Raw genomic sequence first — 26181 nt, 5'->3', positions numbered from 1 at the left:
GCGCTCTGGTAGAATCCGGTCTTTCCCGTTTGTTCGCGCCACACAGGGCGCCGTAGAGAGCCTGTTCATGACCGTCACCATCAAGACCGCAGAAGACATCGAGAAGATGCGCATCGCTGGCCGCCTGGCCGCCGAAGTGCTGGAAATGATCGAGGAGCACGTCAAGCCCGGCGTCACCACCGAAGAACTCGACCGCCTGTGCCACGACTACATCGTCAACGTCCAGCAGGCGATCCCCGCCCCTCTCAACTACAAGGGCTTCCCCAAGTCGATCTGCACCTCGATCAACCATGTGGTCTGCCATGGCATTCCCAATGACAAGGCGCTCAAGGACGGCGACACCATCAACATCGACGTGACCGTGATCAAGGACGGCTACCACGGCGACACCAGCCGCATGTTCCATGTCGGCACCGTCGCGCCATGGGCCGAGCGCCTGTCCAAGGTCACCCAGGAGTGCCTGTACAAGGCCATCGAGCTGGTCAAGCCCGGCTGCCGCCTGGGCGACATCGGCGAAGTGATCCAGAAACACGCCGAGAAGAACGGTTTCTCGGTGGTCCGCGAGTTCTGCGGCCACGGCATTGGCAAGGTGTTCCACGAAGAACCGCAGATCCTCCACTACGGCCGCGCCGGCACCGGCATGGAACTCAAGGAAGGCATGACCTTCACCATCGAGCCGATGATCAACCAGGGCAAGGCCGACACCAAGGTACTGGGTGACGGCTGGACCGCCATCACCAAGGACCGCAAGCTCTCTGCCCAGTGGGAACACACCCTGGTGGTGACCGCCAGCGGCTACGAGATCTTCACCCTGCGCAAGGACGACACCCTCCCGCGCACCTCGGCCTGATACTGACTAACAGGAACGCGACTCGATGCCCCAGGTGGATCCCGAGCTGTTCGACCGCGGCCAGTTCCAGGCGGAACTGGCCCTCAAGGCAAGCCCCATCGCCGCTTTCAAGAAGGCCATCCGCATGGCCGGCGAGGTGCTCGACAAGCGTTTCCGTGAAGGCCGCGAGATCCGCCGGCTGATCGAGGACCGCGCCTGGTTCGTCGACAACATCCTGCAGCAGGCCTGGCACCAGTTCAGCTGGGGCGCGCCGGACGGCATCGCCCTGGTGGCGGTGGGCGGCTATGGCCGCGGCGAGCTGCACCCGTTCTCGGACATCGACCTGCTGATCCTGCTCGACGCCGCCGAGCACGAGCAGTATCGCGACGCCATCGAGCGCTTCCTCACGCTGCTGTGGGACATCGGCCTGGAAGTCGGCCAGAGCGTGCGCACCGTCGACGAATGCGCCGAGCAGGCCCGGGCCGACCTCACGGTCATCACCAACCTGATGGAAAGCCGCACCATCGCCGGCCCCGAGTCGCTGCGCCAACGCATGCTCGACGCCACCAGCACCGCGCACATGTGGCCGAGCAAGGAGTTCTTCCTGGCCAAGCGCGCCGAGCTCAAGGCCCGCCACCACAAGTACAACGACACCGAGTACAACCTCGAGCCCAACGTCAAGGGTGGGCCGGGCGGCCTGCGCGACATCCAGACGGTGCTTTGGGTGGCCCGGCGCCAGTACGGCACCCTGAACCTGCACGCCCTGGCCGGCGAGGACTTCCTGCTGGAAAGCGAGAACGAACTGCTGGCCTCGTCCCAGGCCTTCCTCTGGCGCGTGCGCTATGCCCTGCACATGCTCGCCGGACGCGCCGAGGACCGCCTGCTGTTCGACCACCAGCGCAGCATCGCCGCGCTGCTGGGCTACACCGACGACAACCCCAAGCGCGCCATCGAACAGTTCATGCAGCAGTACTACCGGGTGGTGATGAGCATCAGCCAGCTGTGCGACCTGATCATCCAGCACTTCGAGGAGGTGATCCTCGCCGATGACGACAGCGGCGCCACCCAGCCGCTGAACGCGCGCTTCCGCCTGCACGACGGCTATATAGAAGCGGTCAACCCGAACGTCTTCCGGCGCACCCCGTTCGCCATGCTGGAGATCTTCGTGCTGATGGCCCAGCACCCCGAGATCAAGGGGGTGCGCGCCGACACCGTGCGCCTGCTGCGCGAGCATCGCCACCTGATCGACGACAAGTTCCGCAACGATATCCGCGACACCAGCCTGTTCATCGAGCTGTTCAAGTGCGAGATCGGCATCCACCGCAACCTGCGGCGGATGAACCGCTACGGCATCCTCGGCCGCTACCTGCCGGAGTTCGGCCTGATCGTCGGGCAGATGCAGCACGACCTGTTCCACATCTACACGGTCGATGCCCACACCCTCAACCTGATCAAGCACCTGCGCAAGCTGCAGTACACCCCGGTTTCCGAGAAATTCCCGCTGGCCAGCAAGCTCATGGGGCGCCTGCCCAAGCCCGAGCTGATCTACCTGGCCGGCCTCTACCACGACATCGGCAAGGGTCGCCAGGGCGACCACTCCGAGCTGGGCGCAGTGGACGCACAGGCCTTCTGCGCGCGCCACCAGCTGCCTGCATGGGACAGTCGGCTGATCGTCTGGCTGGTGCAGAACCACCTGGTGATGTCCACCACCGCCCAGCGCAAGGACCTCTCCGACCCGCAGGTGATCAACGACTTCGCCCTGCACGTGGGCGACGAGACACGCCTGGACTACCTCTACGTGCTGACCGTGGCCGACATCAACGCCACCAACCCCAGCCTGTGGAACTCCTGGCGGGCGAGCCTGCTGCGCCAGCTCTACACCGAGACCAAGCGCGCCCTGCGCCGGGGCCTGGAGAACCCGCTGGACCGCGAGGAGCAGATCCGCCAGACCCAGAGCGCGGCGCTGGACATCCTGGTGCGCGAAGGCACCGACCCGGACGACGTCGAACAACTCTGGTCGCAACTGGGTGACGACTACTTCCTCAAGCACAACGCCGCTGACGTGGCCTGGCACAGCGACGCGATCCTCCAGCAGCCGGCCGACGGCGGGCCGCTGGTGCTGATCAAGGAAACCACCCAGCGCGAGTTCGAAGGTGGCACGCAGATCTTCATCTACGCCCCCGACCAGCATGACTTCTTCGCCGTGACCGTGGCCGCCATGGCCCAGCTCAACCTGAACATCCACGACGCCCGGATCATCACCTCGAGCAGCCAGTTCACCCTCGACACCTACATCGTGCTCGACAACGACGGCGGCTCGATCGGCGACAACCCGCAGCGGGTCAGGCAGATCCGCGACGGCCTGACCGAAGCGCTGCGTACCCCCGAGGACTACCCGGCAATCATCCAGCGCCGGGTGCCGCGCCAGCTCAAGCACTTCGACTTCCCGCCGCAGGTGACCATCCTCAACGACGCCCAGCGCCCGGTGACCATCCTCGAGATCACCGCACCGGACCGCCCCGGCCTGCTGGCGCGGATCGGGCGGATCTTCCTGGAGTTCGACATCTCGCTGCAGAACGCCAAGATCGCCACCCTCGGCGAACGCGTGGAGGACGTGTTCTTCATCACCGACGCCGACAACCAGCCGCTGTCCGACCCGCAGCTGTGCAGCCGCCTGCAGGAGGCCATCGTCCAGCAGCTGCAGGCCGGCCAGGCCAGCGATGCCAGCCCCACCCGCATGACCTTTTGACGATAACGAGACCTTGCGCCAATGAACCCAGCACTGACCCAGCTCCAGCCCTACCCGTTCGAGAAACTGCGTGCCCTGCTGGGGAGCGTGAAGCCGGCGGCGGACAAACGCCCGATCGCCCTGTCGATCGGCGAGCCGAAGCACGAATCGCCGGCCTTCGTCTCCAAGGCCATGGCCGACAACCTCGACAAGCTGGCGGTCTACCCCAGCACCCTGGGCCTGCCGGCCCTGCGCCAGGCCATCGGCCAGTGGTGCGAGCGGCGCTTCAGCGTGCCGGCCGGCTGGCTGGACGCCGACCGCCATATCCTGCCGGTCAACGGCACCCGCGAGGCGCTGTTCGCCTTCACCCAGGCCGTGGTCGATCGCTCGGCAGATGGCCTGGTGGTCAGCCCCAACCCGTTCTACCAGATCTACGAAGGCGCGGCCCTGCTGGCCGGCGCCTCCCCGCACTACCTGCCCTGCCTGGAAAACAACGGTTTCAACCCGGACTTCGACGCCGTGCCGGCCGATGTCTGGAAGCGTTGCCAGATCCTGTTCCTGTGCTCCCCGGGCAACCCCACCGGCGCCTTGGTGCCAATGGACACCCTGAAAAAGCTGATCGCCCTGGCCGACGAGCACGACTTCGTGATCGCCGCCGACGAGTGCTATAGCGAGCTGTACTTCGACGAGGACGCGCCGCCACCGGGCCTGCTCAGCGCCTGCGCGGAACTGGGCCGAAATGACTTCAAGCGCTGCGTGGTGTTCCACAGCCTGTCCAAGCGCTCCAACCTGCCGGGGCTGCGCTCGGGCTTCGTCGCCGGCGATGCCGAAATCATCAAGCCGTTCCTGCTGTACCGCACCTACCATGGTTGCGCCATGCCGGTGCAAACCCAGCTGGCCAGCATCGCCGCCTGGCAGGACGAGGCCCATGTACGAGAAAACCGCGACCAGTACCGCGCCAAGTACGACGCCGTGCTCGACATCCTGCAGCCGGTGCTCGACGTGCAACGCCCGGACGGCAGCTTCTACCTGTGGGCCAAGGTGCCGGGCAGCGACGCCGACTTCACCCGCGACCTGTTCGAGGCCGAGCATGTGACCGTAGTGCCAGGTTCGTACCTCTCCCGCGAAGTAGATGGGGTCAACCCGGGCGCCGGGCGCGTGCGCATGGCCCTGGTAGCGCCGCTGGCCGAGTGCATCGAGGCGGCCGAGCGGATTCGCGCGTTCCTCGGTCGTTAATGGCAGGCGCCCCTCCTCACAGGGGGGGGCGCAATCCAAATCGAGACAAGCATTAAGTACCGTCAGCACAGAACGCTGACGACCGATAGTTGGCACCTCTCAACCCCTGAAGGTGCACAACGATGTCCGATGTTCTTGTGGCAAACGCGATCTACCGCCTACGCCAGAAGCTGCAACTACCCCAGGCGATGAAGCCGCGCAAGAAACGCTCGGTGGCCGATCATTCCGTGTTCTGGCGTCCAGGCCAGACGCTCAGGATCTCCTTCATCGGCACGCCATGCCCGTGGCTCAAGAAATCGATTTTCGACACCGCGTGCCAATGGCTGAAATACGCCAACCTGAAATTCGAACTCCTCGACAACGATGTCGAAGAAGCCGAGATCCGCATCCAGACCGATGTGCAGGAAGGCGTGAATTTCAGTTTCCTGGGAACCCAGGCCCAGGATGTGGATGGCCCCACCATGGCCTTGGGAAGCAAGCTGTCCGACCCGCTGTTCGAGTCGTTCGTATTGCATGAGTTCGGACACGCATTGGGCATGGAGCATGAACACCAACACCCACGGGCCAACATTCCCTGGGACCTGGACGCGGTGCGCAAGTTGTTGGCAGCGGTCCTGGCCGACGAGGCCAGCAGCCCGGATGAGCTCGCCGACCTGATCGAAGAGGACCTCGCCATTCAATTCCTGCCACTGCCCGATAACGGCGACCTGCTCATCCTGCCCTATGACAGGCAGTCGATCATGCATTACCGCATCAGGCAGAAACTCACGCGCCACGCGTTCAAGCGCAGCCACAACCTGAAGATCAGCAAGAAGGACAAGCGCTTCATGCGCCTGGTCTATCCGGCCTCATGTAAATAGCACTGCTTAGCGGACCTGCCCGAGATTGGCCTCGCTCAGGTCCAGCTCGCCCAGCACCTGGCGGACCACTTCATCCCCCACCAGGTGCTGGCGATGCAGCTCGTACAACTCCAGCCGCTGCGCACGCAGGGCCCGCAGGCGCAGACGACGCTCCAGCTGATCCATCTGCTCGGCCAGCGCCCTGGCCTCGGCGCTGTCGTTGTAGCTGTCCAGTTCGTCGCGGTACTCGGCCATCAGCCGCGCCTTGAGCTCAGTGGCCAGGGTCGCCTGGGCGGCATCCTGCGGCGCGTTGGCATCGATCACCTCTTCGGCCTCGAGCGCATGGATCGCCGCCTCGGCGGTGCGCCGCCAGGCTTCTTGCACTTCCTGGTGCAAGCGCTCGTCCGGGCTCTTGGTCACGCCGCGCAGCAGGATCGGCAAAGCGATGCAGGCGCTGACCAGCGACAGCAGGATCACCCCGGCGGCGATGAAGATGAGCAAGTCGCGCTCGGGAAAAGCCTTGCCCGCGCCGATCAGCAGCGGCACCGACATCACGCCCGCCAGGGTCACCGCGCCGCGTACGCCGCCCAGGGTCAGCAACCAGCAGGAGCGCGCGGTCGGCATCAGCACCAGCGCGGGCTTGCCACGCCAGCGTCTAACCACGCCGATGGCCCGCCAGATGCTCTGCACCCAGATGAACCGCAAGAGCACCAGCGCGGCGAAGATCGCCACCACGTCCAGGCAGCGCCAGGCAAGCGTTGGCCACGCGGCGGCCTCGTCGCTCACCACCGCCTTGATGATGTCCGGCAACTGCAGGCCCAGCAGCAGGAAGATCAAGCCATTGAAGGCGAACTCCAGCAGCGACCAGACACTGCGGTTGAGCAGGCGGGTGCTGGTCTGCCGGGGCAGCAGGTCCAGCCAGCTCTGCATCATCCCGGCGGCCACCGCCGAGAGAATGCCGGACACGCCAAGCCGTTCGGCGAGCACGTAGGCGGCAAAGGGCAACAGCAGCATGAACACCACGTGGGTGGCCGGGTCGTCCCAGCCGCGGGCGATCATCCACATGCGCAGGCGCCCGACCAGCCAGCTCAGCGCCACCCCCACCGCCAGGCCGCCGAGGGCGACCAGGACGAAGGTCAGGCTGGCCTCGGTCAACGAGAACACTCCTGTGATCGCCGCCACCAGGGCGAACTTGAAGGTCACCAGGCCCGAGGCGTCGTTCATCAGCGCCTCGCCCTGAAGCATGTGCATCAGTGGTGTCGGCAGGCGGTCCTGGGTGATGGCCGAAACGGCCACGGCGTCGGTGGGCGACAGCACCGCCGCCAGGGCGAAGGCCACCGGCAGCGGAATGCTCGGCAGCAACCAGTGGATGAAGTAGCCGGCGCCGACCACGGTGAACAGCACCAGCCCCACCGCCAGCGCCACCACCGGCCCGCGGATGCGCCACAGTTCGCGCTTGGGCATGCGCCAGCCGTCGGCGAACAGCAGCGGCGGCAGGAACAGGAACAGGAACAGTTCCGGGTCCAGCGCCACGTGCAGGCCCAGGGTCGGCCAGGCCAGCAAGGCGCCGGCGCCGATCTGCACCAGCGGCAGGGGCAGCGGCAGCACCCGCCCGACCAGTTTCGACACGCTCACCAGCATCAGCAGGATTAGAACGGTATAGGCTGACTGCATCGGCAAGCTTCCTGTTTGATCGGAGAAACCACAGCGAGGCGAAACATCGCCATTGAAACAATATGTTAGCGGGGATGCGCTATCGTGGACCGCTGCACGATAGTCGCAGCCTGGCCGGGAATATGTAACACAATGCTACGCGAGAAGCGGTGAAACACATCGGCGCGGCCTTCCAGCCCGCAGCCGTGGCGCCAGCCCCATCGATGCCGCATAATCGGCCCACCCAATCTTCAAGGAGCATCGGGGACGCCCGGCCCGACCAGGCTGCCCCAGGCATTCAATGGCTTACACTCTCTACGGCATCAAAGCCTGCGACACCATGAAAAAGGCCCGCACCTGGCTTGAAGACAAGGCCATCGGCTTCGACTTCCACGACTACAAGACCCAGGGCATCGACCGCGACAGCCTGAACCGCTGGTGCGACGAGCACGGCTGGGAAGCCGTGCTGAACCGCGCCGGGACCACCTTCCGCAAGCTCGACGACGCCAGCAAGGCCGACCTCGACCAGGCCAAGGCCGTCGAACTGATGCTCGCCCAACCGTCGATGATCAAGCGTCCGGTGCTCGACCTCGGCGAGCGCACGCTGGTCGGCTTCAAGCCCGACCTGTACGCCGCGGCGCTGGCCTGATCCCGCATTACGCTCCATCCCCTTTTCGTACGAGGTAATCGCATGTCTCAATCGCTGTTCAGCCTGGCCTTCGGTGTCGGCACCCAGAACCGCCAGGGCGCCTGGCTGGAAGTCTTCTACGCACAACCCGTGCTCAAGCCGTCCGCCGAACTGGTCGCGGCCATCGCGCCGGTGCTGGGCTATGAAGGGGGCAACCAGGCCATCGCCTTCACCACCGCCCAGGCCGCCCAGCTGGCCGACGCGCTCAAGGGCGTCGATGCCGCCCAGGCCGCGCTGCTGACCCGCCTGGCCGAGAGCCACAAGCCGCTGGTCGCCACCCTGCTGGCCGAAGACGGCGCGCTGACCTCCACCCCCGAGGCCTACCTCAAGCTGCACCTGCTGTCGCACCGCCTGGTCAAGCCGCACGGCGTATCGCTGGCCGGCATCTTCCCGCTGCTGCCGAACGTCGCCTGGACCAACCAGGGCGCGGTCGACCTGGCCGAGCTGGCCGAGCTGCAACTGGAAGCACGCCTGAAAGGCGAACTGCTGGAAGTGTTCTCGGTGGACAAGTTCCCGAAGATGACCGACTACGTCGTGCCGGCCGGCGTGCGCATCGCCGACACCGCCCGTGTGCGCCTGGGCGCCTACATCGGCGAAGGCACCACCATCATGCACGAAGGTTTCGTCAACTTTAACGCCGGCACCGAAGGCCCAGGCATGATCGAAGGCCGCGTCTCCGCTGGCGTGTTCGTCGGCAAGGGTTCGGACCTGGGCGGCGGCTGCTCGACCATGGGCACCCTGTCCGGTGGCGGCAACATCGTCATCAAGGTCGGCGAAGGCTGCCTGATCGGCGCCAACGCCGGCATCGGTATTCCGCTGGGCGACCGCAACACCGTCGAGGCCGGCCTGTACATCACCGCTGGTACCAAGGTGAACCTGCTGGACGAGAACAACCAGCTGGTCAAGGTGGTCAAGGCCCGCGACCTGGCCGGCCAGACCGACCTGCTGTTCCGTCGCAACTCGCTCAATGGCGCGGTGGAGTGCAAGACCCACAAGTCGGCCATCGAGCTGAACGAGGCGCTGCACGCGCACAACTGAGAACCTGCCCGGGTTTGAAGTGATAAGATCGGGTCTGCTCCCAGGCTTTGCTTGTGGGCAGACCCGATTTTTATTCCAGGCCCCGCTAACATGTTCCAGCCCTCCCCCTGGCGTGCCGATTTCCCCGCCATCGGCGCCCTGCAACGGCAGCACCAGACCTACCTGGACAGCGCCGCTACCACCCAGAAGCCCCAGGCCCTGCTGGATGCCCTGAGCCATTACTATGGCCATGGCGCCGCCAATGTGCACCGCGCCCAGCACCTGCCCGGCGCCCTGGCCACCCAGGCCTTCGAGGGCTCCCGCGACAAGGTCGCCGCCTGGCTCAATGCCGCCGACTCGCGGCAGATCGTCTTCACCCACGGCGCCACCTCGGCCCTGAACCTGCTGGCCTATGGCCTGGAACACCGCTTCGAGTCAGGTGACGAAATCGCCGTCAGCGCCCTGGAGCACCACGCCAACCTGCTGCCCTGGCAACAACTGGCGCACCGGCGCCAACTGCGCCTGGTGATCCTGCCGGTGAACGACCTGGGGCATGTCGACCTGGAACAGGCCCTGCAATTGATCGGCCCGCGCACCCGCTTGCTGGCTATCAGCCAGCTGTCCAATGTGCTGGGGACCTGGCAGCCGCTGGCGCCATTGCTGGCCCATGCCCGAGCCCAAGGCGCGCTGAGCGTGGTCGATGGCGCCCAGGGCGTGGTCCATGGTCGCCATGACGTGCAGCAACTGGACTGCGATTTCTATGTGTTCTCCAGCCACAAGCTCTACGGCCCGGATGGCGTGGGCGTGCTGTACGGCCGCCAGCAGGCGCTGGCACTGTTGCGCCACTGGCAGTACGGCGGCGAGATGGTGCAGATGGCGGACTATCAGGACGCCAGCTTCCGTCCGGCACCGCTGGGTTTCGAGGCCGGCACGCCGCCGATCGCCGGTGTCATCGGTCTGGGCGCTACCCTGGATTACCTGGCCAGCCTCGACGCCAATGCGGTGGCCGCCCATGAGGCCACCCTGCACCAGCACCTGGTGCGCGGCCTGGCTGATCGCGAGGGGGTTCGCCTGCTCGGCTCGCCTCAGGCGGCGCTGGCCAGTTTCGTCATCGATGGCGTGCACAACGCCGATATCGCCCACCTGCTGACCGAACAGGGCATCGCCGTGCGCGCCGGGCATCATTGCGCCATGCCGCTGCTCAGGCACCTGGGCCTGGACGGCGCGATCCGCGTGTCACTAGGGTTCTACTCCGACAGCGACGACCTGCAACGCTTCTTCGACGCGCTCGACCAGGGCCTGGAGCTGCTGCGATGAGCCTGTCGGCCGAGGCCAGCCAGGCGCTGGAAAGCTTCGAGCAGGCGCGCGGGTGGGAGCAACGGGCGCGGTTGCTGATGCAATGGGGTGATCGGCTGGAACCACTGGACGACAGCGACAAGACCGAAGCCAACCGGGTGCATGGCTGCGAGAGCCTGGTGTGGCTGGTGGCCCAACAGGAAAATGGTCAGTGGCATTTCAAAGCCGCCAGTGATGCACGGCTGCTGCGCGGCTTGCTGGCACTGCTGCTGGTGCGGGTACAGGGTTTGGCCAGCGATCGATTGGCAGCGCTCGACCTGAGCGCCTGGTTTACCCAGTTGGGGCTGGAGCGGCAGTTGTCGCCGTCGCGCAGCAACGGGCTGCATGCGGTGTTGCTGAGGATGACCGAACTCGCTGCCCAGAACTGAATCGCTGTTGGATTCATCGCGGGGCAAGCCCGCTCCCACGCATACACCTGACTGTTCCGTACTCGTGGGAGCGGGCTTGCCCCGCGAGAACCTATTCGACCTTGATCCGCTCCGAAGGCCGCCGCGCCCCTGCTACCAGTTTCTCCACCGCCTTGCTCGCCGCGACCATGCCGAAGGTCGCGGTCACCATCATCACCGCGCCGAATCCACCGGCGCAGTCCAGGCGCACGCCTTCACCGACAAAGCTCTTCTGCAGGCACACGCTGCCATCCCCCTTGGGGTAGCGCAGCTGTTCGCTGGAGAACACGCACGGCACGCCATAGTTGCGGCTGGTGTTGCGCGAGAAGTTGTAGTCGCGGCGCAGGGTCGAGCGCACCCGTGAAGCCAGTGGATCGTTGAAGGTCTTGTTGAGGTCGCCGATCTGGATCTGGGTCGGGTCGATCTGCCCGCCGGCGCCACCGGTGGTGACGATGGCGATCTTGCGGCGGCGGCACCAGGCGATCAGCGCCGCCTTGGCCATCACGCTGTCGATGCAGTCGATCACGCAGTCCATCTGCTCGGTAATGTACTCGGCCATGGTCTCGCGGGTGACGAAATCGGCCACCGCGTGCACCGTGCAGGCCGGGTTGATTGCCCGCAGGCGCTCGGCCATCACCTCGACCTTGGCCCGGCCGACCTGGCCTTCGAGGGCATGGGCCTGACGGTTGGTGTTGCTTACGCAGACATCGTCCAGGTCGAACAGGCTGATCTCGCCCACGCCGCTGCGGGCCAGGGCCTCGGCCGCCCACGAGCCGACCCCGCCAATGCCGACGATGGCCACGTGGGCCTGACTCAGGCGCTGCAGGCCGTCGTCGCCGTAGAGCCGGGCGACGCCGGCGAAGCGTGGATCTTCTGTGCTCATGCTGATACCCCGAAAAAACCGGCGCGCATTATAGGTCAAGCCATGGGTTCGCGGGCATAGCGCACGGCCCGATCACGCCACCTGGGCGTGCCAGAGCGACCACGGGTTGGAAAAAATCCTGCCATGCCTGCTTTAATGTCCTATCAAGCAACTATATCTGGACGACAGCCAGGCGGACCGAGAACTACATCCTCTGTCGACAATCCAACGGATTACCTTCCCCGGAATCCGTAGGACCCACGCCCCAGCGGCGATGCCTCGCTCCCCTCTTCGGAACCTCTAACACCTATGTCATCACGCAAATTCGGTCTCAACCTGGTAGTGGTCCTGGCCATCGCCGCGCTGTTCACCGGGTTCTGGGCCTTGATCAACCGCCCGGTATCCGCCCCCGCCTGGCCGGAACAGATTTCCGGTTTCTCCTACTCGCCCTTCCGTCTCGGCCAGAGCCCGCAGAAAGGCCAGTACCCCAGCGAGGACGAAATCCGCCAGGACCTCGAGCAACTGAACAAGCTGACCGACAACATCCGTATCTACACCGTCGAGGGTACCCAGGCCGAGGTCCCGCGCCTGGCCGAAGAACTTGGCCTGCGCGTCACCCTGGGGATCTGGATCAGCAACGACCTGGAACGCAACGAGCGGGAGATCGAAAAGGCCATCGGCCTGGCCAACACCTCGCGCAGCGTGGTGCGGGTAGTGGTCGGCAACGAAACACTGTTTCGCGAGGAGGTCACGCCCGAGCAACTGATCGGCTATCTGGACCGGGTCCGCGCTGCGGTCAAGGTACCGGTGACCACCAGCGAACAGTGGCACATCTGGAAGGAGCATCCGGAGTTGGCGAAGCACGTCGACCTGGTCGCGGCACACATCCTGCCCTACTGGGAGTCAAAGCCCATGAAGGACTCGGTGCAGTTCGTCCTCGATCGTGCCCGCGAGCTGCGCAAGCAGTTCCCACGCAAGCCGCTGCTGCTGTCCGAGGTCGGCTGGCCAAGCAACGGCCGCATGCGCGGTGGCGCCAGCGGCGTCGACGCAAACCAGGCCGACCAGGCCATCTACCTGCGTACCCTGGTCAACACCCTCAACCGCCGCGGCTACAACTATTTCGTCATCGAGGCCTACGACCAGCCGTGGAAGGCCAGCGACGAAGGCTCGGTGGGCGCCTACTGGGGCGTGTACAACGCCGAGCGCCAGCAGAAATTCAACTTCGAGGGCCCGATCGTGGCGATCCCGCAGTGGCGCGCCCTGGCCGTGGCCTCGGTGGTGCTGGCGATGATCGCTCTGGCCATCCTGCTGATCGACGGCTCGGCACTACGCCAGCGCGGGCGCACCTTCCTCACCTTCATCACCTTCCTGTGCGGGTCGGTACTGGTGTGGATCGCCTACGACTACAGCCAGCAGTACAGCACCTGGTTCAGCCTCACCGTGGGCGTGCTGCTGGCGTTGGGCGCCCTCGGGGTGTTCATCGTGCTGCTGACCGAGGCCCACGAACTGGCCGAGGCGGTGTGGATTCACAAGCGGCGGCGGGAGTTCCTGCCCGTGCAGGGCGACAGCGCCTATCGGCCGAAGGTCTCTGTACATGTGCCGTGCTACAACGAGCCGCCGGAGATGGTGAAGCAGACCCTGGACGCCCTCGCCGCGCTGGATTATCCGGACTACGAAGTGCTGGTGATCGACAACAACACCAAGGATCCGGCCGTGTGGGAGCCGCTCAAGGCCCACTGCGAGAAGCTCGGCGAGCGCTTCAGGTTCTTCCACGTAGCCCCCTTGGCCGGCTTCAAGGGTGGCGCGCTGAACTACCTGATCCCGCACACGGCCAGGGACGCCGAGGTGATCGCGGTGATCGACTCGGACTACTGTGTCGATCGCAACTGGCTCAAGCACATGGTGCCGCACTTTGCCGACCCGAAGATCGCCGTGGTGCAGTCGCCCCAGGACTACCGCGACCAGCACGAGAGCGCCTTCAAGAAGCTGTGCTACAGCGAATACAAGGGCTTCTTCCATATCGGCATGGTCACCCGCAACGACCGTGACGCGATCATCCAGCACGGCACCATGACCATGACCAGGCGCAGCGTGCTCGAGGAACTGGGCTGGGCCGAGTGGTGCATCTGCGAGGACGCCGAGCTGGGCCTGCGGGTGTTCGAGAAGGGCCTGTCGGCAGCCTACGCCCACAACAGCTACGGCAAGGGCCTGATGCCCGACACCTTCATCGACTTCAAGAAGCAGCGCTTCCGCTGGGCTTACGGCGCCATCCAGATCATCAAGCACCATGCCGGCGCCCTGCTGCGCGGCAAGGACAGCGAACTGACCCGTGGCCAGCGCTACCACTTCCTGGCCGGCTGGCTGCCGTGGATCGCCGACGGCATGAACATCTTCTTCACCGTCGGCGCGCTGCTGTGGTCGGCGGCGATGATCATCGTGCCGCACCGGGTCGACCCACCGCTGATGATGTTCGCCATTCCACCGCTGGCGCTGTTCTTCTTCAAGGTCGGCAAGATCGTCTTCCTCTACCGCCGCGCGGTGGGGGTCAACCTCAAGGACGCCTTCGCCGCCGCGCTGGCGGGGCTGGCGCTGTCGCACACCATCGCCAAGGCGGTGCTGTACGGGTTCTTCACCAGCAGCATGCCGTTCTTCCGCACGCCGAAGAACGCCGACAGCCATGGGCTGCTGGTGGCGATTTCCGAGGCCCGCGAAGAGCTGTTCATCATGTTGTTGCTGTGGGGCGCGGCGCTGGGGATCTACCTGGTGCAGGGGCTGCCGAGTTCGGACATGCGCTTCTGGGTGGCGATGTTGCTGGTGCAGTCGTTGCCGTACCTGGCGGCGCTGGTGATGGCGTTGCTGTCGTCGTTGCCCAAGCCGGCAGACAAGGTAAGCGAAGCACAGGTCGTTTGATGCTTCGTGGGAGCGGGCTTGCCCCGCGATCGATCGCGGGGCAAGCCCGCTCCCACGAAGCACAGCGTGTCCGCAAACATCATTTGATATAAGATAACGCCCCAGTTTCCCGCCTTGCCTTGCCCCCGGAGTCCCTCAATGACGGCCCCAGCCGAGCTCTCGCCTACCCTGCAACTGGCCTGCGACCTGATCCGTCGCCCCTCGGTCACCCCGGTCGATGCCGACTGCCAGACCCAGATGATGAACCGCCTGGGCGCCGTCGGCTTCCAGCTCGAGCCGATGCGCATCGAGGACGTCGACAACTTCTGGGCCAGCCATGGCGCCCAGGATGGCCCGGTGCTGTGCTTCGCCGGCCACACCGATGTGGTCCCCACCGGCCCGGTGCAGCAATGGCAGCATGAACCGTTCGAGGCGCTGATCGATGCCGACGGCATGCTCTGCGGCCGTGGCGCCGCCGACATGAAGGGCAGCCTGGCCTCCATGGTGGTGGCCAGCGAGCGCTTCGTGCACGACTACCCAAACCACCGCGGCAAGGTCGCCTTCCTGATCACCAGCGACGAGGAAGGCCCGGCCCACCATGGCACCAAGGCCGTGGTCGAGCGCCTCAAGGCACGCAACGAACGCCTGGACTGGTGCATCGTCGGCGAACCGTCCAGCACCACCCTGCTCGGTGACGTGGTCAAGAACGGCCGTCGCGGCTCGCTTGGCGCCAAGCTGACCGTGCGCGGCAAACAAGGCCACGTGGCCTACCCGCACCTGGCGCGCAACCCGATCCACCTGGCCGCGCCGGCCCTGGCGGAACTTGCCGCCGAGCACTGGGACGAAGGCAACGCGTTCTTCCCGCCGACCAGCTTCCAGATCTCCAACCTCAACTCCGGTACCGGCGCCACCAACGTGGTCCCGGGCGAGCTGACCGCGTTGTTCAACTTCCGTTTCTCTACCGAATCGACGGTCGAGGGCCTGCAGCAACGCGTCGCGGCGATCCTCGACAAGCATCAGCTGGAATGGAGCATCGACTGGGCACTGTCGGGCCTGCCGTTCCTCACCGAGCCGGGCGATCTGCTCGATGCAGTGTCGTCGAGCATCAAGGCGGTCACCGGTCGCGAGACCCGTCCATCGACCAGCGGCGGCACCTCCGACGGCCGCTTCATCGCCACCATGGGCACCCAGGTGGTCGAGCTCGGTCCGGTCAACGCCACCATCCACCAGGTGGACGAACGCATCCTGGCCAGCGACCTCGACCTGCTGACCGAGATCTACTACCAGACCCTGGTGCGGTTGCTCGCCTGATGCTCGCCTGCCCACTCTGCCAGGCGCCCCTGGCGCGACTCGACAACGGCGTGGCCTGCCCCGCCGGCCACCGTTTCGACCGCGCCCGCCAGGGCTACCTGAACCTGCTGCCGGTGCAGCACAAGAACAGCCGCGATCCGGGCGACAACCAGGCCATGGTCGAAGCCCGCCGCGATTTCCTCGACGCCGGCCACTACGCCCCAGTGGCCCGGCGCCTGGCGCAACTGGCCGCCGAGCGCCAGCCACAGGCCTGGCTGGACATCGGCTGCGGCGAAGGCTACTACACCGCGCAGATCGCCCAGGCCCTGCCAGCGGCCGACGGCTACGCCCTGGATATCTCCCGCGAGGCGGTCAAGCGCGCCTGCCGCCGCGCCCCCGAGGTGACCTGGATGGTCGCCAGCATGGCCCGCGTGCCCATGGCCGATGCCAGCTGCGGCTTCATCGCCAGCGTGTTCAGCCCGCTCGACTGGCAGGAGGCCAAGCGCCTGCTGGCCCCCGGCGGCGGCCTGATGCGGGTCGGCCCGACCAGCGGCCACCTGATGGAGCTGCGCGAGGTGCTCTACGATGAAGTGCGCCCGTACGCCGACGACAAGCACCTGGCCCTGGTCCCCGAAGGCATGGCCCACGCCCACGGCGAGATCCTCGAATTCCGTCTGAGCCTGGCCGACGCCAAGGCCCGCGCCGACCTGCTGGCCATGACCCCGCACGGCTGGCGCGCCAGCGCCGAGAAGCGCGCGCGGGTGATCGACCAGCCCGAACCCTTCGAGGTCACCGTTTCCATGCGTTATGACTATTTCGTGCGCCAAGACTGAGCACACTGGAGCCCCCCATGCGTCAACCCGATATCGAGATCTACCTCAAGGACGACGACGTCGATCACAAGCAGATCGCCGACTGGCTCACCCAGGCCCTGGGCCCGTGCAGCGAATGGAAGCAGAAAGGCCAGACCTTCAAGTGCACGGCCGGTAACATTCCGGTCACCTGGTTACCGAAGGCTGTGGGGAAATGGAACAGCCTGTACCTGGAAAGCGACCAGACCCCATGGGCCGACGATATCGCCTGCGCACGCGCAGCATTCGTTGCACTCAACGTCGAAGTGCGTTGCGCGCCTGGCAGCTGGACGGAGGAAGACGGGGAAGAAGATGCCGATCGCTGGATCCGCATCAGCGCCGACGGTGAACAGGAAATCACCTGGCGCACTAGCTGAAGGCGTTCGCATCAGGCTGCAAGTTCCACGGTCAACTTGCAGCTTGAGCGTACAGCCGCGAGGCTCAGAGCCCTACCACGTCCTCGGCCTGCAGGCCTTTCTGGCCTTGCACGAGGGCGTACTCGACCTGCTGCCCTTCGACCAGGGTGCGATGCCCCTCACCGCGGATAGCCCGATAGTGGACGAACACGTCCGCACCACCTTCGCGCTGAATGAAGCCATAACCCTTGGCATCGTTGAACCACTTCACATTCCCAGTCTCACGAGACGACATCTGAACTACTCCGGATTTTTATTTTGAAGATCGCCTTGCTGGCGCGGGTTCACCGTCCGCGCCGACGCAGCTTGCACGAATATCCTGCAAGCGGCAGGCCGAGTATATGACAGGGAACAAAAAAAATTCATGACAGGGTCATTTTTGGCCGAATTTTGCTGAACTTACGCAGATACGGCAGACTAACGGGCTGTAAAACACGAAAACTTTCACCCAGGGCCCCACCCCATGACCCGTTCTCCCCTGCGCCGCCTCATCTTCGGCGCCCTGCGTCGCGTTCTCTACCTGTGGGTGCGCTCCGAAACCATCAACCAGTCCTCGCTGACGCTCAAGCTCGACCGCAGCCGACCGGTGTTCTACGCCCTCTCCTCGCCGTCGCTCACCGACCTGGCCGTGATCGACCACGAGTGCACCAAGGCGGGGCTGCCACGCCCGGTGCTGCCGGTGGCCGTCGGCCCGCTGCAGGAGCCTGCGGCGTTCTTCTACCTGACTCCCGAGCCTGACTGGCTCGGCCGCCAGGACAAACGCGGCGCGCCACCGACGCTGGAGCGCCTGGTCGCGGCGATCAGCCAGCACGCCGAGGAAGACGCGCAGATCATTCCGGTCAGCGTGTTCTGGGGCCAGACCCCCGCCAGCGAGTCGAGCCCATGGAAGCTGCTGTTCGCCGACAGCTGGGCCGTCACCGGCCGCCTGCGCCGCCTGCTCAGCGTGCTGATCCTGGGGCGCAAGACCCGGGTGCAGTTCTCCGCGCCGATCCACCTGCGCGAACTGGTGCAGCACAACAAGGGCCATGAGCGCACCGTGCGCATGGCCCAGCGCATGATGCGCGTGCATTTCCGCAACCTGAAGACCGCGGTGATCGGCCCGGACATCTCGCACCGACGCAACCTGGTCAAGGGCCTGGTGCACGACCCGCTGGTGCGCCAGGCCATCAGCGACGAGGCCGACCGCGAGAAAATCCCCTACGCCAAGGCCGAAGCCAAGGCGCTGCACTACGGCAACGAGATCGCCTCGGACTACACCTACACTGCCATCCGCTTCCTCGAAGTGGTGCTCAGCTGGTTCTGGAACAAGATCTACGACGGCATCAAGGTCAACCACATCGAGCAGGTGCAGGGCATCGCCCCCGGCCACGAGGTGATCTACGTGCCCTGCCACCGCAGCCACATCGACTACCTGCTGCTGTCCTACCTGCTGTTCCGCAACGGCCTGACGCCACCGCACATCGCCGCCGGCATCAACCTCAACATGCCGGTGATCGGCGGCCTGCTGCGCCGCGGCGGCGCCTTCTTCATGCGCCGCACATTCAAGGGCAACCCGCTGTACACCGCGGTGTTCAACGAGTACCTGCACACCCTGTTCACCAAGGGTTTCCCGGTGGAGTACTTCGTCGAGGGCGGCCGTTCGCGCACCGGGCGCATGCTGCAGCCGCGCACCGGCATGCTGGCGATCACCCTGCGCAGCTTCCTGCGCTCCTCGCGCACGCCGATTGTCTTCGTCCCGGTGTACATCGGCTATGAGCGGGTGCTCGAAGGCCGCACCTACCTGGGCGAGCTACGCGGCGCCAGCAAGAAGAAGGAGTCTATCTTCGACATTTTCAAGGTCATCGGCGCGCTCAAGCAGCGCTTTGGCCAGGTCTACGTCAACTTCGGCGAGCCGATCCGCCTCAATAGCTTCCTCGACGAACAGCAACCCGGCTGGCGCGATCAGCCGCTCGGCCCGCAGTTCCGCCCGGCCTGGCTCAACGACACCACCACCCGCCTGGGCGAGACGGTCGCCCGTCACCTGAACGAAGCCGCGGCAATCAACCCGGTCAACCTGGTGGCCCTGGCCCTGCTGTCGACCAGCCGCCTGGCCCTGGACGAGCGCGCCCTGACCCGCGTGCTCGACCTGTACCTGGCCCTGCTGCGCCAGGTGCCCTACTCGCCTCACACCACCCTGCCCGATGGCGACGGCAAGGCGCTGATCGACCACGTGCTGGGCATGGACCTGCTGGCCGAGCAGAAGGACGCGCTGGGCCGCATCCTCTACCTGGACGAAGCCAACGCGGTGCTGATGACCTACTACCGCAACAACGTGCTGCACATCTTCGCCCTGCCAGGGCTGCTGGCGAGCTTCTTCCTCAGCAGCTCGCGCATGAGCCGCGATCTGCTGGGCCAGTACGTAAGGGCGCTGTATCCGTACCTGCAGGCCGAGCTGTTCCTGCGCTGGACGCCCGAGCAGCTGGACGAGGTCATCGACCAGTGGCTGACCGCGCTGGTCGAGCAGGGGCTGCTGCGCAGGGAGCAGGACATCTACATGCGTCCAGCACCCAGCTCGCGGCAGTTCGTCCTGCTGACGCTGCTGGCGCGCACCATCACCCAGACCCTGCAGCGCTTCTACATGGCCACCTCGTTGCTGCTCAACAGCGGCCAGCACACGCTGAGCGCCGAGGAGCTGGAGGAGCTGTGCGTGATGATGGCCCAGCGCCTGTCGATCCTGCATGGCCTGAATGCCCCGGAGTTCTTCGACAAGACCCTGTTCCGCCACTTCATCCAGACCCTGGTGCGCGAAGGCGTGCTGCAACCGGACGACGATGGCAAGCTGGGTTACCACGACAAGCTTGCCGAGCTGGCCGAAGGCGTGGCCAAGCGGGTACTGTCGGCGGAGCTGCGCCTGTCGATCCGCCAGGTAGCCTTGCACCGCGATGAAACACCGGAACCTGTGGCGGTTGAGTGAACTGGCCCGATCCCGGTCTACCCGATACGCTGAACCTGCTCCATTCTGCCCATAAGGAAATCCCCATGATTCGCTCCTCCTTGCGCTTCACCACCCTGTGCGCCGGCCTGCTGCTGTCGGCCAGCGCCCTGGCCCTGTCGCTCGGCGACCTGTCCCAGAGCGACGCCTCCGGCGGCCTGAAGGACGCCCTCACCCAAGGCGCTCAGATCGCCGTCAAGCAACTGAGCACCCCCGGCGGTTTCAGCAACAACCCCGACGTGCGCATCGAACTGCCGGGCAACCTCGGCAAGGCCGCCAAGGCCATGAAGATGTTCGGCAAGGGTGAACAGGTCGAGGCCCTGGAAACCAGCATGAACAAGGCCGCCGAGGCTGCAGTGCCGCAAGCCCAGGCGATCCTGGTGGACGCGGTGAAGAAGATGACCGTGACCGATGCCAAGGGCATCCTCAGCGGCGGCCAGGACTCGGCCACCCAGTACCTGAACAAGAGCAGCCGCGAGCAGATCCGCGCCAAGTTCCTGCCGATCGTCAAGCAGGCCACCGACAAGGTCGGCCTGGCCCAGCAGTACAACAACTTCGCCGGGCAGGCCGCAGGCCTGGGCGTGGTCGATGCCAAGAGCGCCAACATCGAGAGCTACGTGACCGAGAAGGCCCTGGACGGGCTGTTCGAGATGATCGCCAAGCAGGAAGAGAGCATTCGCCAGAACCCGGCCGGTGCAGCGACCAGCCTGGCCAAGAAGGTGTTCGGCGCACTCTGAGGCGTCGGTTCCGATCGCGGGTCAAGCCCGCTCCCACCGTGGGAGCGGCTTGACCCGCGATGTTGTCAGTCCTTCCTGACCCTGAACCACGCCGCATATAGCGCCGGCAGGAACAGCAGGGTCAACACCGTGGCGACGATCAACCCGCCCATGATCGCCACCGCCATCGGCCCGTAGAACACGCTCCTCGACAGCGGAATCATCGCCAGCACCGCCGCCAATGCGGTCAGCACGATCGGCCGGAAGCGCCGCACTGTGGCCTCGATGATCGCCTGCCAACGCTCCATCCCCGCAGCGATATCCTGTTCGATCTGGTCCACCAGGATCACCGAGTTGCGCATGATCATCCCCGCCAGGGCGATGGTCCCGAGCATGGCGACGAAACCGAACGGCTGGCGGAACACCAGCAGGAACAGGGTCACGCCGATCAGCCCGAGGGGCGCGGTGAGGAACACCATGAACATCCGCGAGAAACTGCGCAGCTGGATCATCAGCAGGCTCAGCACCACCACGATGAACAAGGGCATGCCGGCGTTCACCGAGCGCTGACCACGCTCGGAGTCCTCCACCGTACCGCCCACTTCCAGCAGGTAGCCATCGGGCAGCTCGCTCTTGATCTGGGCCAGGGTCGGCTGGATCTGCTTGACCAGGGTCGCCGGCTGCTCCTTGTCGTAGATGTCGGCGCGCACGGTGACGGTGGGCAGGCGGTTGCGGTGCCAGATGATGCCTTCCTCGAAACCGTACTCCAGGGTCGCCACCTGCGACAGGGCCACGCTCTGGCCGTTTTCGGTGGGCACCGCCAGGCTGCCGAGGTTACCCAGTTCGCGCCGCTCCTCCGGAGTGCCGCGCAGAAGGATCTCGATCAGCTCGTTGTCCTCGCGGTACTGACTGACGCTGCTGCCGGTCAGCGAGCTCTGCAGGAAGCTCGACAGGTGCGCGGTGCTCACCCCCAGCGCCCGGGCGCGGTCCTGGTCGATATCCAGGTAGACCGCCTTGCTCGGCTCTTCCCAGTCCAGGTGCACGTTGACCACATGGGGGTTCTCGCGCACCTTGGCCGCCACCTCGCGGGCCAGGGCGCGGACCTTCTCGATGTGCTCGCCGGTGACGCGGAACTGCACCGGATAGCCCACGGGCGGGCCGTTTTCCAGGCGCGTGACCCGCGAGCGCAGGTCGGGGAACTGTTGGTCGAGGGTGCCGATCAGCCAGCTGCGCAGCCGCTCACGGTCCTCCAGCGACTTGGCCAGTACCACGAACTGGGCAAAGCTCGCCGCCGGCAGCTGCTGGTCCAGCGGCAGGTAGAAGCGCGGCGAGCCGGTGCCGACGTAGGCGACGTAGTTGGCGATGCCGTCCTGCTGCTTGAGCAGCGCCTCCAGCTGCTTGACCCGTTCGGCGGTGTTGTTCAGCGAGGCGCCTTCGGCCAGCTTCAGGTCGACCATCAGCTCCGGACGGCCGGAGGCCGGGAAGAACTGCTGCGGCACGAAACGGAACAGCAGGATGCTGCCGACGAACGCGGCGATGGTCAGGACGATCACCGTCTTGCGCCGCCGCACGCACCACTCCACCACCCGCCTGACACGCTGGTAGAACGGCGTGGCATAAGGGTCGGGGGCATGCCCGTCGGCACCATGGCGGGCCGCGTGAAGCTTGGCCAGGTCCGGCAGCAGGCGCTCGCCCAGGTAGGGCACGAACACCACCGCGGCGACCCAGGAGGTCAGCAGGGCGATGGTCACCACCTGGAAGATCGAGCGGGTGTACTCCCCCGTGCTCGAAGCCGCCGTGGCGATCGGCAGGAAACCGGCGGCGGTGATCAGGGTGCCGGTGAGCATCGGGAACGCGGTACTGGTCCAGGCGTAGCTCGCCGCCTTGAGCCGGTCGTAGCCCTGCTCCATCTTGATCGCCATCATCTCCACCGCGATGATCGCGTCGTCCACCAGCAGCCCCAGGGCCAGCACCAGCGCCCCCAGCGAGATCTTGTGCAGGCCGATGCCGAAGTAGTGCATGGCGGCAAAGGTCATGGCCAGCACCAGCGGAATGGCCAGCGCCACCACCAGGCCGGTACGCAGGCCCAGGGAGAAGAAGCTCACCAGCAGGACGATCGCCAGGGCCTCGATCAGTACCTGCACGAACTCGCCGACCCCGGCCTTCACCGCCGCCGGCTGGTCAGACACCTTGCGTAGCTCCATCCCCGCCGGCAGGCTCTGCGCCAGGCGGGCGAACTCGGTTTCCAGGGCCTTGCCGAGTACCAGGATGTCACCGCCGTCCTTCATCGACACCGCCAGGCCGATGGCATCCTCGCCCATGAAGCGCATGCGCGGCGCGGGTGGGTCGTTGAAGCCACGCTGCACGTCGGCGACGTCGCCGATACGGAAGGTGCGGTCACCTACGCGGATGGGGAACTGGCGAATCTGCTCGACGCTGTCGAAGCGCCCGCTGACCCGCAATTGCAGGCGCTCGCTGGGGGTTTCGAAGAAGCCTGCGGTGCTCACCGCGTTCTGCTCGCGGAGCGCTTGCTGCACGGCGGCGAGCGGCACGCCCAGGGTGGCCAGCTTGACGTTGGACAGTTCGATCCAGACCTTCTCGTCCTGCAGGCCGATCAGCTCGACCTTGCCCACGTCCTTGACCCGTTGCAGCTGGATCTGGATACGGTCGGCGTAGTCCTTGAGCACCGCATAGTCGAAGCCGGCGCCGGTCAGGGCATAGATGTTGCCGAAGGTGGTGCCGAACTCGTCATTGAAGAACGGCCCCTGCGCCTCGGGCGGCAGGGTGTGCTTGATGTCCGCGACTTTCTTGCGGATCTGGTACCACAGCTCGGGGATGTCCGCGGAATGCATCGAGTCGCGGGCCATGAAGGTGACCTGGGACTCACCAGGCCGCGAGAACGAGACGATCCGCTCGTACTCGCCGGTCTCCATCAGCTTCTTTTCGATGCGCTCGGTGACCTGGCGCGACACTTCCTCGGCGGTCGCCCCGGGCCACAGGGTGCGGATGACCATGGCCTTGAAGGTAAAGGGTGGATCCTCGCTCTGCCCCAACTTGGTGTAGGACATGGCGCCGATCGCCGCCAGCAGGATCATCAGGAACAACACGATCTGGCGATTGCGCAGCGCCCAGGCGGAAAGGTTGAAACCCATCGGGACTTACTCCTTGGCCGCCAGGTTCACTTCACGGTTGCTACGGTCCACAGGCCGCACCTGTTGCCCTTCGCGCAGTACATGACCGCCCGCGGCGACCACCCAGTCGCCGGCCTGCAGCCCTTCGAGCACCGGCACGCTGTCGGCGCCATAGGCGCCCAGGCGCACCTGAGCGCGCTCCAGGCGGTTGTCCTTGCCGACCTTCCAGACATAGGCCTGGCCGGCCTCGGCGGTCACCGCCGAGAGCGGCACCGCCAGCGGCGAGCGTTCGGCATGGTCAATGAACACCCGGGCGCTCTGGCCGAGTTCGGCCGGCGTATCGTTGGAGGTGAAGGCGATGCGTGCGGCAAAGGTCCGCGAACGCGGGTCCGCCGCCGGGGAAAGCTCGCGAATGCGGCCCTCGAAGCGTCGGTTCGGATGCGACCACAGCTCCACGCTCACCGCCTGGCCGACGGCGAAGCGGGCGAACTGTTGCTCGGGCAGGCCGATGGCCACTTCGCGCTCACCGTCGGCGGCAAGGGTGAACACGGTCTGCCCGGCGGCCACCACCTGGCCCACCTCGACCTGGCGCTTGGCGATCACCCCGGCCTGGGGCGCGCGCAGCACTGCGTACTCGGCCTGGTTGCCGGCCACTTCGAACTCGGCCTTGGCCTGCTTCAGCCGCGCCTGGCCGGCGCGGTAGAGGTTCTCGGCGTTGTCGAACTGGGAGCGGCTGACCATCTGCCGGTCCAGCAGCTTCTGATAGCGGTCGCGTTCGGCACGGACCAGCGCCAGGTTGGCCTCGGCCGCCGCCAGCTGGGCGCGGTTGGCCTCCAGTTGCAGGCGCACGTCCTGGGGATCGAGTTCGGCCAGCGGCTGCTCGGCCTTGACCCGCTGCCCCTCTTCCACCAGGCGCTTGCTGACCTTACCGCCGATGCGGAACGCAAGTTCAGGCTCGAAGCGCGCGCGCACCTCGCCCGGATAGCTGTCGGCCGAAGCCTGCGCGGGTTGCGGCTGAACCACCAGCGCCGGGCGCGGCGCGGCGGGTGGCGCGGCCTCCTGGCCGCAGGCGGAAAGCAGGAGCACGGCGGCTGCCGGCAGGGCGAGGGACAACGCACGACGCAACATGATGAATGACCTTTGGCAGAGGGCGCATCGAATATTTATACTGACGAGTATATTAAGTCAGCGAACCGGGCCGGGGAAGCGGGCGTGTCAGAGAAAATCCATATTAGCCTTGCGACGTATGCTGCAGCCGACACCTTCACGACCCGGTAAGATGTGTCCCTTTCACACTGAATGCGGTCCCTCATGTCCAACGACGCACCCATCGGCCCAGGCCGGCCCAAGGACCTGGCCAAGCGCGAGGCCATCCTCGAAGCCGCCAAGCACCTGTTCCTCAGCCTTGGCTATGCCAACACCAGCATGGATGCGGTCGCTGCGGCGGCAGGTGTTTCAAAGCTCACCGTCTACAGCCATTTCACCGACAAGCAGACGCTGTTTGGCGCGGCGGTCATGTCCACCTGCCAGAACCAGTTGCCTGACTTGATGTTCGAGTATCCGGAAGGGGTGGCGGTGGAGGATGTGCTGCTGAACATTGCCCGGGGGTTCCAGGCGCTGATCAGCAGTGACGAGGCGGTCAAGCTGAGTCGCCTGATCTTTGCCCTGGGTAGCCAGGATCCGGGGTTTGGGCAGTATTTCTACGAGGCGGGGCCGAAGCGGGTGATGGCCGGGATGGCGGCGCTGCTGCATTGTGTCGACCAGCGGGGGTTGCTGCGGATCGACAACCCGTTGCGGGCGGCGGAGCATTTCTTCTGCCTGGTGAAGGGGGCGCCGGATTATCGGTTGTTGCTGGGGTGTGCGCAGGCGCTGAGTGGGGATGAGGCTGAGGCGCATGTGCGGGAGGCTGTTGGGGTTTTTGTTCGGGCTTTCCGGGGGTAGTTTGGGTTCGGGGTGATTGTTTTGATTTTTTTATGCGCATTCATTGGCGATGGTGACGCATAGTCACCTTTCCGCCCTTACGGCGGGTCCCTTTTTGAAGGATCAAAAAGGAACCAAAAAATCCTCGCTCCATTCATCCGGCCCCTACGCTTCGCTCCGGGGTTCCCTCGCTCCGTTCTTGCTCCCGGGAGGACCGCGCTGAACGCCCCATCCTGGGGCGCAGCGCTTGACGGCCATCCATGGCCGTCACCTCCCTACGCAAGAACTCCGCTCGGCCTCCTGAAGTCGCAATTGGCGGCGCCTGAACTATTGCGCGCTTAGAAGCAAGAACAAGAGCAAGAGCAAGAGCAAGAGCAAGAGCAAGAGCAAGAGCAAGAGCAAG

The 26181-nt window shown here is 65.6% G+C and carries 20 protein-coding genes; 15 read left to right on the top strand and 5 right to left on the bottom strand.

The window, feature by feature from the left end; translation table 11 throughout:
• The first annotated feature begins 67 nt into the window (after window positions 1-67).
• The 4 genes from map to HU751_RS08925 all read left to right on the top strand — a co-directional run bounded on the left by map (window position 68) and on the right by HU751_RS08925 (window position 5653).
• Window positions 68-850 carry a type I methionyl aminopeptidase gene (gene map, locus HU751_RS08940; RefSeq protein ID WP_186714680.1) on the top strand — a complete coding sequence of 261 codons (783 nt, stop codon included), beginning with the start codon at window positions 68-70 and terminating at the stop codon, window positions 848-850.
• A 25-nt stretch (window positions 851-875) separates the two neighbouring features.
• Window positions 876-3578, top strand: coding sequence for a [protein-PII] uridylyltransferase (locus tag HU751_RS08935; RefSeq protein ID WP_186734229.1), 2703 nt, complete (start codon window positions 876-878; stop codon window positions 3576-3578).
• A gap of 21 nt (window positions 3579-3599) precedes the next feature.
• Window positions 3600-4793, top strand: a complete 1194-nt coding sequence (gene dapC, locus HU751_RS08930) for a succinyldiaminopimelate transaminase (RefSeq protein ID WP_186734230.1) — start codon at window positions 3600-3602, stop codon at window positions 4791-4793.
• 122 nt (window positions 4794-4915) lie between these two features.
• Complete coding sequence (locus HU751_RS08925) at window positions 4916-5653, top strand: zinc metalloprotease (protein WP_186734231.1); 738 nt, start codon at window positions 4916-4918, stop codon at window positions 5651-5653.
• A gap of 6 nt (window positions 5654-5659) precedes the next feature.
• On the opposite strand, the gene HU751_RS08920 is transcribed toward HU751_RS08925, so the two are convergent.
• Complete coding sequence (locus HU751_RS08920) at window positions 5660-7306, bottom strand: Na+/H+ antiporter (protein WP_186734232.1); 1647 nt, start codon at window positions 7304-7306, stop codon at window positions 5660-5662.
• A 280-nt stretch (window positions 7307-7586) separates the two neighbouring features.
• On the opposite strand from HU751_RS08920, the gene HU751_RS08915 reads away from it, so the two are divergent.
• From HU751_RS08915 to HU751_RS08900, 4 genes are all read left to right on the top strand, one after another.
• Window positions 7587-7934: an ArsC family reductase gene (locus tag HU751_RS08915; RefSeq protein ID WP_186734233.1), complete on the top strand. Its 348-nt coding sequence runs from the start codon at window positions 7587-7589 to the stop codon at window positions 7932-7934.
• A 42-nt stretch (window positions 7935-7976) separates the two neighbouring features.
• Window positions 7977-9011 carry a 2,3,4,5-tetrahydropyridine-2,6-dicarboxylate N-succinyltransferase gene (dapD, locus tag HU751_RS08910; RefSeq protein ID WP_050704404.1) on the top strand — a complete coding sequence of 345 codons (1035 nt, stop codon included), beginning with the start codon at window positions 7977-7979 and terminating at the stop codon, window positions 9009-9011.
• Window positions 9012-9101: 90 nt separating this feature from the next.
• Window positions 9102-10307, top strand: coding sequence for an aminotransferase class V-fold PLP-dependent enzyme (locus HU751_RS08905; RefSeq protein ID WP_186734234.1), 1206 nt, complete (start codon window positions 9102-9104; stop codon window positions 10305-10307).
• Window positions 10304-10714, top strand: a complete 411-nt coding sequence (locus tag HU751_RS08900; protein WP_186734235.1) for a SufE family protein — start codon at window positions 10304-10306, stop codon at window positions 10712-10714. The genes HU751_RS08905 and HU751_RS08900 overlap by 4 nt, the downstream gene beginning before the upstream one ends.
• A 91-nt stretch (window positions 10715-10805) precedes the next feature.
• Here HU751_RS08900 and tcdA read toward each other — a convergent pair whose 3' ends face one another.
• The gene (tcdA, locus tag HU751_RS08895) at window positions 10806-11615 is read right to left on the bottom strand and encodes a tRNA cyclic N6-threonylcarbamoyladenosine(37) synthase TcdA (RefSeq protein WP_186734236.1); all 810 of its coding nucleotides are present in this window, start codon (window positions 11613-11615) and stop codon (window positions 10806-10808) included.
• Window positions 11616-11903: 288 nt separating this feature from the next.
• Between tcdA and HU751_RS08890 the strand changes: the two genes are divergently transcribed.
• From HU751_RS08890 to HU751_RS08875, 4 genes are all read left to right on the top strand, one after another.
• Entirely contained in the window at window positions 11904-14504 is a 2601-nt protein-coding gene (locus HU751_RS08890; RefSeq protein ID WP_217862537.1) for a glycosyltransferase, read from the top strand.
• 138 nt (window positions 14505-14642) lie between these two features.
• Window positions 14643-15794 carry a succinyl-diaminopimelate desuccinylase gene (gene dapE, locus HU751_RS08885; RefSeq protein ID WP_186734238.1) on the top strand — a complete coding sequence of 384 codons (1152 nt, stop codon included), beginning with the start codon at window positions 14643-14645 and terminating at the stop codon, window positions 15792-15794.
• The gene (locus HU751_RS08880; protein ID WP_186734239.1) at window positions 15794-16606 is read left to right on the top strand and encodes a putative RNA methyltransferase; all 813 of its coding nucleotides are present in this window, start codon (window positions 15794-15796) and stop codon (window positions 16604-16606) included. The genes dapE and HU751_RS08880 overlap by 1 nt, the downstream gene beginning before the upstream one ends.
• 17 nt (window positions 16607-16623) lie before the next feature.
• Complete coding sequence (locus HU751_RS08875) at window positions 16624-17001, top strand: hypothetical protein (protein ID WP_186734240.1); 378 nt, start codon at window positions 16624-16626, stop codon at window positions 16999-17001.
• A 64-nt stretch (window positions 17002-17065) separates the two neighbouring features.
• Here the strand turns inward: HU751_RS08875 and HU751_RS08870 are convergent, their stop codons facing one another.
• Window positions 17066-17275, bottom strand: coding sequence for a cold-shock protein (locus tag HU751_RS08870; protein WP_011535295.1), 210 nt, complete (start codon window positions 17273-17275; stop codon window positions 17066-17068).
• A gap of 228 nt (window positions 17276-17503) precedes the next feature.
• On the opposite strand from HU751_RS08870, the gene plsB reads away from it, so the two are divergent.
• Window positions 17504-19993 (top strand): glycerol-3-phosphate 1-O-acyltransferase PlsB, encoded by a 2490-nt coding sequence (gene plsB, locus HU751_RS08865; RefSeq protein WP_186734241.1) that lies wholly within the window; start codon window positions 17504-17506, stop codon window positions 19991-19993.
• Window positions 19994-20058: 65 nt separating this feature from the next.
• Window positions 20059-20748, top strand: a complete 690-nt coding sequence (locus tag HU751_RS08860) for a DUF4197 domain-containing protein (RefSeq protein WP_050704395.1) — start codon at window positions 20059-20061, stop codon at window positions 20746-20748.
• A 65-nt stretch (window positions 20749-20813) separates the two neighbouring features.
• On the opposite strand, the gene HU751_RS08855 is transcribed toward HU751_RS08860, so the two are convergent.
• Together HU751_RS08855 and HU751_RS08850 are read right to left on the bottom strand one after the other, a co-directional pair.
• Window positions 20814-23879, bottom strand: a complete 3066-nt coding sequence (locus HU751_RS08855; protein WP_186734242.1) for an efflux RND transporter permease subunit — start codon at window positions 23877-23879, stop codon at window positions 20814-20816.
• A 6-nt stretch (window positions 23880-23885) separates the two neighbouring features.
• Complete coding sequence (locus HU751_RS08850) at window positions 23886-24986, bottom strand: efflux RND transporter periplasmic adaptor subunit (RefSeq protein WP_186734243.1); 1101 nt, start codon at window positions 24984-24986, stop codon at window positions 23886-23888.
• A gap of 171 nt (window positions 24987-25157) precedes the next feature.
• On the opposite strand from HU751_RS08850, the gene HU751_RS08845 reads away from it, so the two are divergent.
• Complete coding sequence (locus tag HU751_RS08845) at window positions 25158-25799, top strand: TetR/AcrR family transcriptional regulator (protein WP_084942489.1); 642 nt, start codon at window positions 25158-25160, stop codon at window positions 25797-25799.
• Window positions 25800-26181 lie beyond the last annotated feature (382 nt).

The sequence above is a fragment of the Pseudomonas peradeniyensis genome, assembly GCF_014268935.2.
In the GTDB taxonomy this organism is placed as follows: domain Bacteria; phylum Pseudomonadota; class Gammaproteobacteria; order Pseudomonadales; family Pseudomonadaceae; genus Aquipseudomonas; species Aquipseudomonas peradeniyensis.
Note: the sequence above shows the minus strand (reverse complement) of the source record. Positions and strands in the feature narration are given on the sequence as shown.